The sequence below is a fragment of the Corynebacterium sp. 045007 genome (assembly GCF_040743205.1).
GTDB lineage: Bacteria > Actinomycetota > Actinomycetes > Mycobacteriales > Mycobacteriaceae > Corynebacterium > Corynebacterium jeikeium_D.
In genome coordinates this window covers 187,974-199,824 of sequence record NZ_JBFLKW010000001.1, presented here as the reverse complement: position 1 = coordinate 199,824, position 11,851 = coordinate 187,974, and the positions used below count along the sequence as shown (strand labels likewise).

The 11,851-nt window shown below is 60.1% G+C and carries 12 protein-coding genes; 10 read left to right on the top strand and 2 right to left on the bottom strand.

The window, feature by feature from the left end:
• Positions 1-10 precede the first annotated feature (10 nt).
• The 10 genes from AB1Z34_RS00895 to groL all read left to right on the top strand — a co-directional run bounded on the left by AB1Z34_RS00895 (position 11) and on the right by groL (position 10,673).
• Positions 11-1,681, top strand: a complete 1,671-nt coding sequence (locus tag AB1Z34_RS00895) for an NAD(P)H-hydrate dehydratase (RefSeq protein ID WP_367157761.1) — start codon at positions 11-13, stop codon at positions 1,679-1,681.
• Positions 1,678-3,291 carry an alanine racemase gene (alr, locus tag AB1Z34_RS00890; RefSeq protein WP_367157760.1) on the top strand — a complete coding sequence of 538 codons (1,614 nt, stop codon included), beginning with the start codon at positions 1,678-1,680 and terminating at the stop codon, positions 3,289-3,291. Before AB1Z34_RS00895 ends, alr begins: the two co-directional genes overlap by 4 nt.
• Positions 3,292-3,321: 30 nt before the next feature.
• Entirely contained in the window at positions 3,322-3,972 is a 651-nt protein-coding gene (tsaB, locus tag AB1Z34_RS00885) for a tRNA (adenosine(37)-N6)-threonylcarbamoyltransferase complex dimerization subunit type 1 TsaB (RefSeq protein WP_367157759.1), read from the top strand.
• The gene (rimI, locus tag AB1Z34_RS00880; protein WP_016422111.1) at positions 3,969-4,448 is read left to right on the top strand and encodes a ribosomal protein S18-alanine N-acetyltransferase; all 480 of its coding nucleotides are present in this window, start codon (positions 3,969-3,971) and stop codon (positions 4,446-4,448) included. The genes tsaB and rimI overlap by 4 nt, the downstream gene beginning before the upstream one ends.
• 38 nt (positions 4,449-4,486) lie before the next feature.
• Positions 4,487-6,223: a pyruvate dehydrogenase gene (locus AB1Z34_RS00875; protein ID WP_069359418.1), complete on the top strand. Its 1,737-nt coding sequence runs from the start codon at positions 4,487-4,489 to the stop codon at positions 6,221-6,223.
• A 55-nt stretch (positions 6,224-6,278) separates the two neighbouring features.
• Positions 6,279-6,707, top strand: a complete 429-nt coding sequence (locus AB1Z34_RS00870; protein WP_042388422.1) for a hypothetical protein — start codon at positions 6,279-6,281, stop codon at positions 6,705-6,707.
• Between the two features lie 58 nt (positions 6,708-6,765).
• Positions 6,766-7,845: a tRNA (adenosine(37)-N6)-threonylcarbamoyltransferase complex transferase subunit TsaD gene (gene tsaD / locus AB1Z34_RS00865; RefSeq protein WP_070438201.1), complete on the top strand. Its 1,080-nt coding sequence runs from the start codon at positions 6,766-6,768 to the stop codon at positions 7,843-7,845.
• A gap of 103 nt (positions 7,846-7,948) precedes the next feature.
• Positions 7,949-8,593, top strand: a complete 645-nt coding sequence (locus tag AB1Z34_RS00860) for a hypothetical protein (protein WP_049193258.1) — start codon at positions 7,949-7,951, stop codon at positions 8,591-8,593.
• Positions 8,594-8,749: 156 nt separating this feature from the next.
• Positions 8,750-9,049: a co-chaperone GroES gene (groES, locus tag AB1Z34_RS00855; protein ID WP_005510054.1), complete on the top strand. Its 300-nt coding sequence runs from the start codon at positions 8,750-8,752 to the stop codon at positions 9,047-9,049.
• Between the two features lie 19 nt (positions 9,050-9,068).
• A complete protein-coding gene (gene groL, locus AB1Z34_RS00850; RefSeq protein WP_070858131.1) occupies positions 9,069-10,673 on the top strand; it encodes a chaperonin GroEL in 1,605 nt (534 codons plus the stop codon).
• Between the two features lie 118 nt (positions 10,674-10,791).
• Here groL and AB1Z34_RS00845 read toward each other — a convergent pair whose 3' ends face one another.
• Both AB1Z34_RS00845 and AB1Z34_RS00840 read right to left on the bottom strand, forming a co-directional pair.
• On the bottom strand, positions 10,792-11,115 hold the full coding sequence (locus tag AB1Z34_RS00845; RefSeq protein WP_016422117.1) for a WhiB family transcriptional regulator: 324 nt from the start codon (positions 11,113-11,115) through the stop codon (positions 10,792-10,794).
• A 137-nt stretch (positions 11,116-11,252) separates the two neighbouring features.
• On the bottom strand, positions 11,253-11,621 hold the full coding sequence (locus AB1Z34_RS00840; RefSeq protein ID WP_038629374.1) for a DUF5319 domain-containing protein: 369 nt from the start codon (positions 11,619-11,621) through the stop codon (positions 11,253-11,255).
• Positions 11,622-11,851: the final 230 nt, after the last annotated feature.

Below are 11,851 nucleotides of genomic sequence, written 5' to 3'. Positions count from 1 at the left end.
GGCTGGGGTTATGACGTACTGCTACACAGCTGCCGAAATTCGCGCCGCGGAACAGCCCTATCTGGACGCACAAACGCGTGACGACGAACTCATGCGCCACGCAGCCGCCGCTGTGTCGGAGGTGGCGGAGCGGATGCTCTCAGAGGCATCTCCGGAGCCTGGTCGCGGTCGCGTGCTGCTGTTGGTTGGATCGGGAGGCAATGGTGGCGATGCACTCTATGCTGGCCGAAACTTGTCCTCGGATGGGCATGGCGTGGATGCGGTTTTGCTGGGCTCGAAGCCACACGAGCGGGCACTGGAAGCTTTTGAGCTCGCAGGCGGGCGGGTGCTGCCGTTGGGGTGTGACCGGGAGACGGATTTATCGAAGATTCTGTGGTCGATTAGTGAAGACTACGCACTGATCATCGACGGCATCGTGGGGCTCGGAGGTCACGGCGCGCTGCGTGAAGAGGCCGCGTGGTTGGTGCGCGAAGCGCGGTTGGGCAAAGTTCCCATTCTCGCGGTTGATGTGCCGAGCGGCATAGAAGCCGATACTGGGCGTACTTTTGACCCGCCTGCCCAGACCATCAATCCAGACCCTGATTTGGAGGAGAGACAGAACCCGTACCTGCCATCCCACGTCGAGGCCACGACAACGGTGACTTTCGGCGGTCTGCGCTACGCGCACTCGCTGTCCGAATCCTGTGGCACCGTCGAATTACATGAAATTTCCCTCGACTCCTTCTCCCTCGAACTTCCAGGACTGGGGCAGACGCTCTATGAAAACGGTACCTACAATGCCGTCCACCACCAGACTCCGACCGTGGAGTTCTACGAAGCCCTAGGCGGGAGCTTTCCGGCACCACTTGGCGCGATGACCCCGCTCGAACCCGGTGCTGCAGACCACAAGTACTCCACTGGAGTTACAGGTATCTCCGCCGGTAGCGAGGCGTATCCGGGCGCTGGTCAGCTGTGTGCCTCCGCTGCCGTGCACGCGACCAGTCCCGCGGTTATCTATGTCGGCGACGCGGCCGCCCGCAACCGCATCACCGCGGCCTTGCCGACGGTCATTGCGCAGTCGGACTCGGTGGATCGTAAAGAGGTACGCGTCGATGCCTGGGTTGCCGGCCCTGGTCGGGGCACTGATGAGCGCGCGGCCGAGGAACTGCGCGACATTCTGGCCACCGACAAACCAGTAGTCATCGACGCTGACGCCCTGACGCTGCTGTCGAAGCATGAGGATATCCGACAGCTCGTCCGCGAGCGCGGCCAGGAGCGCAACCTGCGCACTGTTCTCACGCCGCACGCCGGCGAATTTGAGCGTCTTACCGGGCACGAGGTCACTAACGCCATCGCAGATGCCCGTGAACTTGCCGAGCAGTTCTTCTGCGAAGTGTTGCTCAAGGGACGTCGCACCGTGATTGCCAATCCGACAACGCAGCGCACAGTTGTGATTGACGCGGGTAGCTCCTGGGCAGCCACGCCGGGCTCCGGCGATGTACTGTCCGGACTCCTTGGCGCCTGGGTAGCGCGTGGCGAAGCCCTCTACGTACCAGTAATTATTCACGCTCGCGCCGCATTCTTGGCCGCGCAGACAGAGTTCGGGCCAGCACCCTGCAGCGCCCAGGACATCGCTGAATCCATCCGAGATGCCACCGCATGGTTCACCAATGAAGGCAGCAGTGGCAAAATACGGCTATGACTTCCTCGGCACCAGCCATCCTGACCCATACCGTTAATCTCGACGCAATCACCCACAATGTGAAGACCGTCAAGGCCATCGCAGGGGTGTCGGAATTCATGGCCGTCGTCAAGGCGGACGGCTACTCGCAGGGTGCGCTGCAGACCGCGCGTGCCGCACTGGCCGGCGGCGCAACACAGCTCGGCGTCGCAACAATCGACGAGGCGCTCTCCCTCCGCGAGGAACTCCGCACCACGCTTGACGACGGCCACACCATCCCCATCCTCGCCTGGATCTGGGACGCGGCAGCCACCTCGTTGCTGCAGCGTGCTGTGGCTGCAGATATTGACCTCGGCCTGCCGTCGATGGCTCATGCGCTGGCCGTGGCCAATGCCGGGCGGGCGCTATCGGTGACACCACGTGTGACGGTGATGGTCGATACGGGCTTGGGTCGCTCGGGATTCTCTATGGCCAATGGGGACTTTGAGCATGCGGTCGATCAGCTGGTCGAGCTGCACAAGACCGGTGCTCTGAACATCACCGGTGCTTTCACGCACTTTGCGTGCGCGGATGAGCCGGGCAACGAGAGCGTCGATAAGCAGGCGCAGAATTTCCGTGCTGCGATTGCGGCACTGCGTGAGGCGGGGCTGGACGAGCTGATTAACCATGCGGCGAATTCGCCGGCATCGTTGTCGCGCCCGGACCTGGCCTTCGACATGGTGCGCCCAGGGCTGGCGATTTATGGTGGCGAGCCAATTGTGGGGGCCACCCATGGATTGCGTCCGGCGATGAGGTGGGAAGCGTCGGTCATCTTGGTCAAAAAGCTGCCGGAGGGGCAGTCGGTGTCCTACGGGCAGACGTGGACAACTGACCGCGATACCACCATCGGCATCGTGCCCTGCGGCTATGCCGACGGCATGATGCGCTCGGCATCCGGTCGTTTCGAAGTCAGCATCAATGGCACACGCTATCCGCAGGTAGGACGCGTGTGCATGGATCAGTTCGTCGTCGACCTTGGTCCAGACAGTGATGTCGAGGCCGGCGACACTGCGGTCATCGTCGGTGATCCCACACTGGGGGAGCCCGGTCTCGATGACCTCGCGGAGGCATCCGGCACCATTAACTACGAAATCCTCACCGCGCCGAAGGGACGCAGCGAGCGAAAGTGGGTGCGCAGCCGCATCGCGCCAACCGCAGAGGACATGCGTGACCTCGGCGAGGAGATTGGCCGGGAGCTAGCCGCCGGGGATTTGGTGATTCTCGATGGCCCACTCGGCGCGGGTAAGACCACTCTCACGCAGGGCATCGCCCGCGGCATGAATGTGCGCGGTCGCGTGACGTCGCCGACGTTCACCATCGCCCGCGAGCACCGTCCGCTGGCAACCGACGGCGTCACCCTCATCCACGTCGACGCCTATCGACTCTTCGGCGAAGAGGGACCCGGCTCCGATGGCGAGGCCTTCGATGCGCTGGACTCGCTCGATTTGGACACCGACCTTGAGGACAGCGTCGTGGTCGCCGAGTGGGGAATGGGGCTCGCCGAGGTGCTCTCCGAGCGCTATCTACAGGTGAGTATCGATCGTTCGCGTGACGACGATGCCCGCGTCGTCACCTGGACGTGGAGCAAGTAGCTTCAAGTCGGTTCAAGTAGGTTACTGAGTATGAACATTTTGGCCGTTGACACATCGACTCCACAGGTCACCGCGGGAATTGTCCGCGATGGTGAAACCGTGGCCGAAAAGCTGCACCTGGATGCCCGTGCGCACAACGAGGTGCTGGTGCCGCTGATTCAGCAGTGCCTCACTGACAGTGGGGTGGAGGCAACCGAGCTGGATGCCGTGGTTGTCGGCTGTGGGCCGGGGCCGTTTACGGGCTTGCGCGTTGGTATGGCCACCGCAGCCTCCTTCGCCGACGCTCTGGGAATTCCCTGCTACGGCATCTGCAGCCTGGATGCGCTCGCGGGTGGTGTTGGCGATGAACTGGTCGTCACCGATGCCCGCCGCCGCGAGGTGTACTTCGCCGCCTACCGCGATGGCCAGCGGGTTTTCGGTCCGGCAGTGGCCAAGCCAGCCGACGTCATGGAGCTGCTCAAGGAAGAACTTGCAGCAGAAGCCGCCGACTTCGCGCCGAGCCAGGCCCGCGGCAGCCTCAGCCACATCGAGCAAGTTACCGGGCTTGAGGTTGCTGCCGAACAAGTCTTTCCCACTCCGACAGCCATGGTTGAAGCGGTCGACTTTGACTCCGCGCCGGGCCCACTGGTGCCGCTGTACTTGCGCCGTCCGGATGCCGTTGTCCCGAAGGCTATGAGATGAGCGTCGTCAAGCTAGTGCGTCTCGGGCCTCCTGCGGCCAAGGCGTGTGCGGCGATTGAGGCGGAGCTATTTGCCGGCGACGATCCCTGGTCGGAATCGGCCTTTATGGCCGAGCTGGCCGCGCCGAACAATTTCTACGTCGGGCTGATTGCAGATGTGGACGAGGACGAAGAACTGTGCGGGTATGCGGGGATTACCAAGCTGGGGCCTGCGGGTGCCGCCGAGTACGAGATTCACACCATCGGGGTGGGGAAGAAGTGGCAGCGCCGGGGCTTTGGGACGCAGCTGATGGACGCGCTGATGGCAGCTGTGGCGGAGGATTCGGGCCCGGTGTTTTTGGAAGTTCGCACAGATAACGAACCCGCAATCGCCATGTATCGGCGCTATGGCTTCGAAAATATGGGGCTGCGAAAGAACTATTATCCGGGCTCTGGGGCGGATGCGTACACGATGTGTCGGCCTGAGTTGGCCAGCTAGATGTTGACGTATTGACTAATCTGCGTTAAACCAGGCACATGGCTAAAACCTTTGCAAAACAGCTCGTAGAAACCCTAGAGAAGCAGGGTGTCAAGCGAATCTTCGGACTCGTTGGAGATAGTTTGAACCCCATTGTCGACGCTGTGCGCGAGTCCTCCATTGAGTGGGTGCACGTTCGCAACGAAGAGGCTGCCGCCTTCGCCGCCGGCGCGGAGTCCCTGGTCACCGGCGAATTAGCAGTGTGTGCGGCCTCCTGTGGCCCGGGTAATACCCACCTCATTCAGGGCCTGTATGACTCCCACCGCAACGGCGCAAAGGTGCTGGCGCTGGCATCGCACATTCCTTCCCGCCAGATTGGCTCGAACTTCTTCCAGGAGACCCATCCGGAGTTCATCTTCAACGAGTGCTCCGGTTACTGCGAGATGGTCAACTCCGCTGAGCAGGGTGGCGTCGTTTTGCATCACGCTATCCAGTCGACCATGACTGGCCACGGTGTTTCCGTGCTGGTTCTGCCGGGCGACATTACAACGCATGAAGTGGAAAATGATGAGTTCGTCACCTCCACAATCAGCAGCGGTCGCCCAGTCGTATTCCCTGACGCCGGCCAGGCCGCCGCGCTTGCCGACGCAATCAACGAGGCTAAAACCGTCACGCTTTTCTGTGGCGCAGGTGTGAAGGACGCCCGCGAACAGGTGCTCAAGCTTGCGGAGAAGATTAAGTCGCCGGTGGGACATGCGCTGGGTGGCAAGATGTACATCCAGTACGACAACCCCTATGACGTCGGCATGTCCGGCCTGCTGGGCTACGGCGCCTGCCACGATGCCTCCAACGATGCTGATCTGTTGATTCTGCTCGGTACTGACTTCCCGTACAACGACTTCCTGCCGACCAAGAACGTCGCCCAGGTCGATATCGATGGTCGTGCCATCGGTCGTCGTACCACGGTGAAGTACCCAGTCGTCGGCGATGTGGCTGCCACGATTGAAACCATCCTGCCGCACCTGGATGAAAAGACTGACCGTTCCTTCCTGGACAAGCAGCTGCGGAACCACGAGCGCCTGCTCAGCCACGTCATCGAGGCATACACCCACGACGTTGAGAACATGCGACCGATTCACCCGGAGTATGTGGCCGACCTGATTGATAAGTACGCCGATGACGATGCCGTCTTCACCGTGGATACCGGCATGGGCAATGTCTGGGCTGCACGCTACGTCACGCCGAATGGCAAGCGAGAGCAGATTGGTTCTTTCCGTCACGGCACCATGGCCAATGCACTTTCGCAGGCCATTGGTGTGCAGGCTGCTGACCGGGACCGTCAGGTCATTACCTTCAACGGTGACGGTGGCCTGTCAATGCTGCTCGGTGAGCTCATCACCGTGAAGCAGGAGCAGCTGCCCATCAAGATGTTTGTGTTCAATAACTCCTCGCTCGGCATGGTCAAGCTGGAAATGCTGGTTCAGGGGCTGCCGGAGCACGAGACCGACCACGACGCAGTGGACTACGCCGGAGTCGCAGAGTCGTTGGGTATCAAGGCCATCCGAATTGAAGATCCGGCCGATGCGCCTCGCCTGATTCAAGAGGCGCTGGCATACGACGGCCCGGTGCTGGTGGATATGGTCACCGACCCGAATGCCCTGTCCATCCCGGCAAACATCACCTGGGACATGCTGATGGGATTCTCCAAGGCCGCTACTCGCACCGTCTTCGGCGGCGGCGTTGGTCAGATGATCAACATGGCACGGTCGAACCTCCGCAACATCCCGCGGCCATAGTGGGGGTAGCGCTCTCGAGATGCGGGAGCGGGTGCGGTGCGGTACCTCTGTTTCCATGATTAAAGGTTTTCTGGTGAACCCTGACCTGACGCATCGCATCGTCGAATTTGAGTTGGAGGCCGCTGCTACATTCCTCGGCGGAGTTTCCTCCGACCGTGTTTCGGTGGCATTCCAAGAAGACGGCGCCGATTACGCCGCTCTCTACAACCCGACGGCCAAGGCTGAGGGCGCTGAACCGAATCCGGTCGCGTCCCTCGGCCGCAATGAGGCTGCTACGGGTAACTCGGCTTTCTTTACCGACCCCACCACCGCAATTTGCGGAACGGTCGTATTTGTCGACGCCGAGGGCAAGGATATCGGCGACGAGGAAATCGAGCGTATTAAGCACGGTATGCGCGCCGTGCGCCACTACCGCGATGACTACCCAGAGGAATACGCTCTCTGGCGTGCCGCTGTGCGGAACCTCGGTCGCCTCGAAATTTAAACTCGGTCGCTGGTAAGCGACCCGGTGGTGCGCTAGTACCATGACTGCTATGACCGAGTTGACCCTGCTGGCAATCGAGAGTTCCTGCGATGAGACTGGCGCTGCAGTGATGCGTGTGCGCTACGACGACACCGACACCAGCACCCCCGCCATTCCCGAGGTGGAAGTGCTTGCCGACGTCGTCGCATCCTCCATGGAGCAGCACGCCCGCTTCGGTGGTGTGGTCCCGGAGATTGCTTCCCGCGCTCATTTGGAAGCCTTGCAGCCAGTAGTCTCCGAGGCGCGCGCGCAAGCAGCTGCCAAGCTCGGTATCGATACTTTTATCCCAGATGCCGTCGCCGCTACCGTGGGGCCCGGTCTCGCCGGTGCGCTGCTGGTCGGTTCGGCAGGCGCGAAGGCCTATGCCGCCGCCTGGGGTGTGCCTTTCTACGGCATTAATCACCTTGGTGGCCACGTTGCTGTCGGAGCTCTCGACGGCGCGGATTTGTCCAACGCAGTGGCGCTCTTGGTTTCCGGCGGGCACACGCAGCTGCTGCGCGTACAGGGGGTTGGTCGTCCGATGGAGGAGCTCGGATCGACGCTTGACGACGCAGCCGGAGAGGCATACGACAAGGTTTCGAGGCTGCTTGGGTTGGGTTACCCGGGCGGCCCGATTATCGATAAGTTGGCTAAGCAGGGAAATCGCAAGGCCATCGCGTTTCCTCGCGCCATGATGCGCCAGCAGGATGCGCGCCATGACTTCTCCTTCTCCGGCTTGAAAACCGCCGTGGCCCGCTATGTCGAGGCGGCGGAGAAGGAAGGTCGTGAATACTCCGTAGAGGATGTCTGTGCTTCCTTCCAGGAGGCGGTCTGCGATGTGTTGACCAAAAAGGCTGTCCGTGCGGCTCAGGATGTGGGGGCCACTACGCTGCTGCTCGGTGGTGGTGTAGCTGCGAACTCGAGGTTGCGTGAACTCGCAGCGGCGCGAGCTACCTCGGCGGGAATTACGCTGCACGTGCCACCGATTAAGTTGTGCACCGACAACGGTGTCATGATTGGCGCAGCTGCCGCCTACCTCATTGCCGCGGGGGTCAAGCCCTCTGGCTACGCCTGCCCGACCGACCCATCGATGCCAGTGGAAGATCCTGTAATGCAATAAGCAGTGATTGCCCCTCGGATCCATGTTAAATTTCGTTAACTGACTTTGACTTGTTTCTCTGCCATGGATCGCAGGACAATTACAGGAAAGCGCTTGCCCAAAAATGAGTAAAGACTACAGCGAGTGGGAACTTCAGCCATCCGATAATTCGCATAATCAGACTGAGCTGTTTGCACCGCAGGGCGAACCGCAAACAACGCAAGCACCGCAAGTTGAACATCAGCGCGGTCGTGCTGGGGGAGTGCTATGGGCAGTCATCGCTCTGCTGCTTGTGGTGATCGTCGCTGTAGCAGTGGTGCTTTACCTAGTTGTGAGTGGTCGAGGTGAGCAATGGTTTGGTGCAGGTGCCAAGGATGAAGTAGCGCCGAAGCTCACTGTTACTGCGACTGCGACGGAGACCGTGAAGGTGAAGTCGCCGGAGAAAACCAAGACGAGGGAAACCACGAGTACGGCTGCGCCCGATTATCCGATTAGTGGGGATTGCGAGGCGTCGGCGTTCCCGACTACGGAGGAAAACTTTACGATCGTCGCCTGTGACGGATGGTGGGCGCTGGGTGGGCGCGCAAACAGTGGTGGACTGGCGGTCTACCAATGGGACGAAGGTGCCTGGCAAAGGAGGGAGCCAGACAGTCGTTACACAACCGGTTCTGGTGGCCCGTGCTTTAGCGATGAGTACATCAAGGAACACGGAATGACGGTTACTGCGTTCGGTCGTATGGCGTGTAACCCCGACAAGCTGACCAATTAGCATTAGCGCTCACTATTGTTGAGTGTTAGCACTTGCAGGGGTAGAGTGCTAACGAAGGTTGTTTGACACACAGTTGTTCACCCGCGACGACGGCTGTGCACGGCAGACCAACCGGCACAAGAACATCACATCACCGCATGTATGGAGGAATTCATCGTGGCGAACGTCAACATCAAGCCGCTGGAGGACCGCGTCCTCGTCCAGATCAACGAAGCAGAGACCACCACGGCTTCTGGCCTGGTTATCCCGGACTCCGCTAAGGAGAAGCCGCAGGAGGCTACCGTTATCGCAGTTGGTCCGGGTCGTTGGGCCGATGACGATGACCGCATTCCTATGGACGTCAAGGAGGGTGACATCGTCATCTTCTCCAAGTACGGCGGCACTGAGCTGAAGTACCAGGGCGAAGAGTACCTGCTGCTGTCGCAGCGCGACATCCTGGCTGTTATCGAGAACTAAAGGGAGGACGTACCCACACATGGCGAAGCTTATTGCTTTTAACGAAGAGGCTCGCGAAGGCCTCAAGCGCGGTGTGGACACGCTTGCCGACGCAGTCAAGGTCACGCTTGGCCCGAAGGGTCGCAACGTTGTCCTGGACAAGGCCTTCGGCGGTCCGCTGGTCACCAATGATGGTGTGACCATCGCCCGCGACATCGACGTTGAGGATCCGTTTGAGAACCTCGGCGCGCAGTTGGTTAAGTCCGTTGCGGTCAAGACCAATGACGTTGCCGGTGACGGTACTACTACCGCAACGCTGCTGGCACAGGCGCTGGTCCACGAGGGTCTGCGCAACGTTGCAGCCGGCGCAAACCCGATTTCGCTGAACCGCGGTATTCACGCTGCATCCGACAAGGCGGTTGAGCTGCTGAAGCAGCGCGCCACCCCGGTCAGCAGCTCTGCTGCCATCGCACAGGTGGCAACCGTTTCCTCGCGCGACACTGAAATTGGTGACCTGGTTGCAGGTGCCATGGACAAGGTTGGCAAGGACGGCGTCGTCTCTGTGGAGGAGTCGCAGTCGATTGCCACCGAGCTGTCCGTGACCGAGGGCGTGTCCTTCAACAAGGGCTTCCTCTCGCCGTACTTCATTACCGACGTCGAGGCTCAGCAGGCAATTCTTGACGGTGCACAGGTGCTGCTCGTTCGCGAGAAGATTTCCTCCCTGCCGGAGTTCCTGCCGATTCTGGAGAAGATTGCCGAGTCCGGCAAGCCGACTCTGATCATGGCTGAGGATATCGAGGGCGAGGCTCTGTCCGCACTGGTCATCAACGCTATGCGCAAGACCTTGAAGGTTGCCGCAGTGAAGGCACCGTACTTCGGTGACCGTCGTAAGGCGTTCATGGATGACCTGGCAGTTGTCACCGGTGCAACCGTCGTTACGGCTGACACTGGCATGCAGCTGAAGGACGTTGGACTTGAGGTGCTGGGTAACGCACGCCGTATCACCATTACCAAGGACGAGACCGTTCTGGTTGACGGTGCCGGCACCGCTGAGGCTGTGGAAGAGCGTCGTAACCAGATTCGTGCCGAGATTGAGCGCACTGACTCTGACTGGGATCGCGAGAAGCTGGAAGAGCGTCTGGCGAAGCTCTCTGGCGGCGTGGCTGTCATTAAGGTCGGCGCTGCTACCGAGACCGAGGTCAACGAGCGCAAGCTGCGCGTCGAGGACGCCATTAACGCTGCTCGTGCGGCAGCTCAGGAAGGCGTCATCGCCGGTGGCGGTTCCGTACTGGTGCAGATCTCCCGTGAACTCGAGGCATTCGCTGACGAGTTCGAGGGCGACGAGGCAGTCGGTGTCCGTGCAGTTGCCAAGGCTCTGACCCGTCCGGCTTTCTGGATTGCTGAGAATGCTGGTAAGGACGGCGCTGTCGTTGTCTACCACATTGGTGAGCTGGAGAACGGCAACGGCTACAACGCTGCTGCTGACACTTACGAGAACCTGATTGAGTCCGGCGTCATTGACCCGGTCAAGGTCACTCACTCCGCAGTCGTCAACGCAACCTCCGTGGCGCGTATGCTGCTGACCACCGAGGCTTCTGTTGTGGACAAGCCGGAGGAAGAGCCGCAGCACGATCACGCTCACTAATTGTCAGTGAGCTAGTGCCCGGGCCTTTGGCACGTAAAATGCTCCCCACCTTCAATCTGAGGGTGGGGAGCATTTTGGTTTTTATGTGAACTGGATGGAGTCCGAGAGAGGAGAGGGACTACATGGCAGTGACTAGAACGCGTTCAAGTTCGCGTTCACGTGCAGCCGGCTTAGCTCGAAGGATTTCATTTCGTTCAGATTCGCTGAGACCGCCCCAGACACCGTATGGCTCACCAACCTTGAGTGCGTGACTACGGCACTGCATAAGAACAGGGCAAGAACGGCAGATAGCCTTCGCACGGGCTTCACGCAGGCTGCGTGCGCGTCCGCGCTCGCCTTCCGGGTGGAAGAAGGTCGCGGAGTCCTGCCCGCGGCACGAGCCGTGCAGCTGCCAATCCCACAAATCCGCATTGGGCCCGGGCAAGTGGTCGATGTACGTCATCGGAATTGATGTCTCCTTCATTGAGCTTTCTTGAAGCAGTGAGCTCAAGTGTGGAGGCCAACAATGAACGGTTGGTAAACCTAAGGAGGCCAGCCGGGATACTACGCAAACAATTCCGTCAAACTCTTACCAAATTTTTAGAAACGGCCAGGTCGTCGAGAACGCAAACCGTCGACAAAGCCTGCGCAGTAGTCCCATGGGGCGTAACGGGAGGGGTCTGGATCGAATTGTGGCTCGTGAACCGGAGATGCCTGTCCAGACAGGAGCATCAGGTAGTGGTTTTCCAAAACCTCCCAGTTGTAAAAGTGCTCGTCACCGCAGTCCTCACACAACATACAGACGCCCAGTAATCCCTCTGGGCTCAAAGCGGTACGGAATAGGCGAACTGCGGCCAGATCTTCAAGAACCTCTCGACGTTCCTGGTCTGTCAGTGGAGCAAACGGCTCATCCGGCTCGAGAAAGCTTGCCGGGTCATTGGGATCTCCTTCGAACGGATCCCGCGGCATGGATGAGAAAAAGTTGTGGTTCACAACCACTACCGTAACAGCTCTGTACGGCAATCCTGTCGATTGGCGATGCACTTAGTTGGGGTTTAGTTCACCTTGGAATAACCCTCAGCTAGCTTTCGGCTAACCCTTGTCGGGCACCTGTCGCTCCGCCTAATTGTCGCGTTTCATCACTGAAGGACTACCCTGTATATAACGTTTGGCAACCACGAAGCGATAGCGCCCCTGGC

Bases quoted from the DNA above. Each gene is read 5' to 3' on its own strand.
- AB1Z34_RS00860 (WP_049193258.1), top strand. From the start codon at position 7,949: ATGAGTAAAGACTACAGCGAGTGGGAACTTCAGCCATCCGATAATTCG.
- groL (WP_070858131.1), top strand. From the start codon at position 9,069: ATGGCGAAGCTTATTGCTTTTAACGAAGAGGCTCGCGAAGGCCTCAAG.
- AB1Z34_RS00875 (WP_069359418.1), top strand. From the start codon at position 4,487: ATGGCTAAAACCTTTGCAAAACAGCTCGTAGAAACCCTAGAGAAGCAG.
- AB1Z34_RS00845 (WP_016422117.1), bottom strand. From the start codon at position 11,115: ATGACGTACATCGACCACTTGCCCGGGCCCAATGCGGATTTGTGGGAT.
- alr (WP_367157760.1), top strand. From the start codon at position 1,678: ATGACTTCCTCGGCACCAGCCATCCTGACCCATACCGTTAATCTCGAC.
- AB1Z34_RS00840 (WP_038629374.1), bottom strand. From the start codon at position 11,621: ATGCCGCGGGATCCGTTCGAAGGAGATCCCAATGACCCGGCAAGCTTT.
- tsaB (WP_367157759.1), top strand. From the start codon at position 3,322: ATGAACATTTTGGCCGTTGACACATCGACTCCACAGGTCACCGCGGGA.
- AB1Z34_RS00870 (WP_042388422.1), top strand. From the start codon at position 6,279: ATGATTAAAGGTTTTCTGGTGAACCCTGACCTGACGCATCGCATCGTC.
- rimI (WP_016422111.1), top strand. From the start codon at position 3,969: ATGAGCGTCGTCAAGCTAGTGCGTCTCGGGCCTCCTGCGGCCAAGGCG.
- AB1Z34_RS00895 (WP_367157761.1), top strand. From the start codon at position 11: ATGACGTACTGCTACACAGCTGCCGAAATTCGCGCCGCGGAACAGCCC.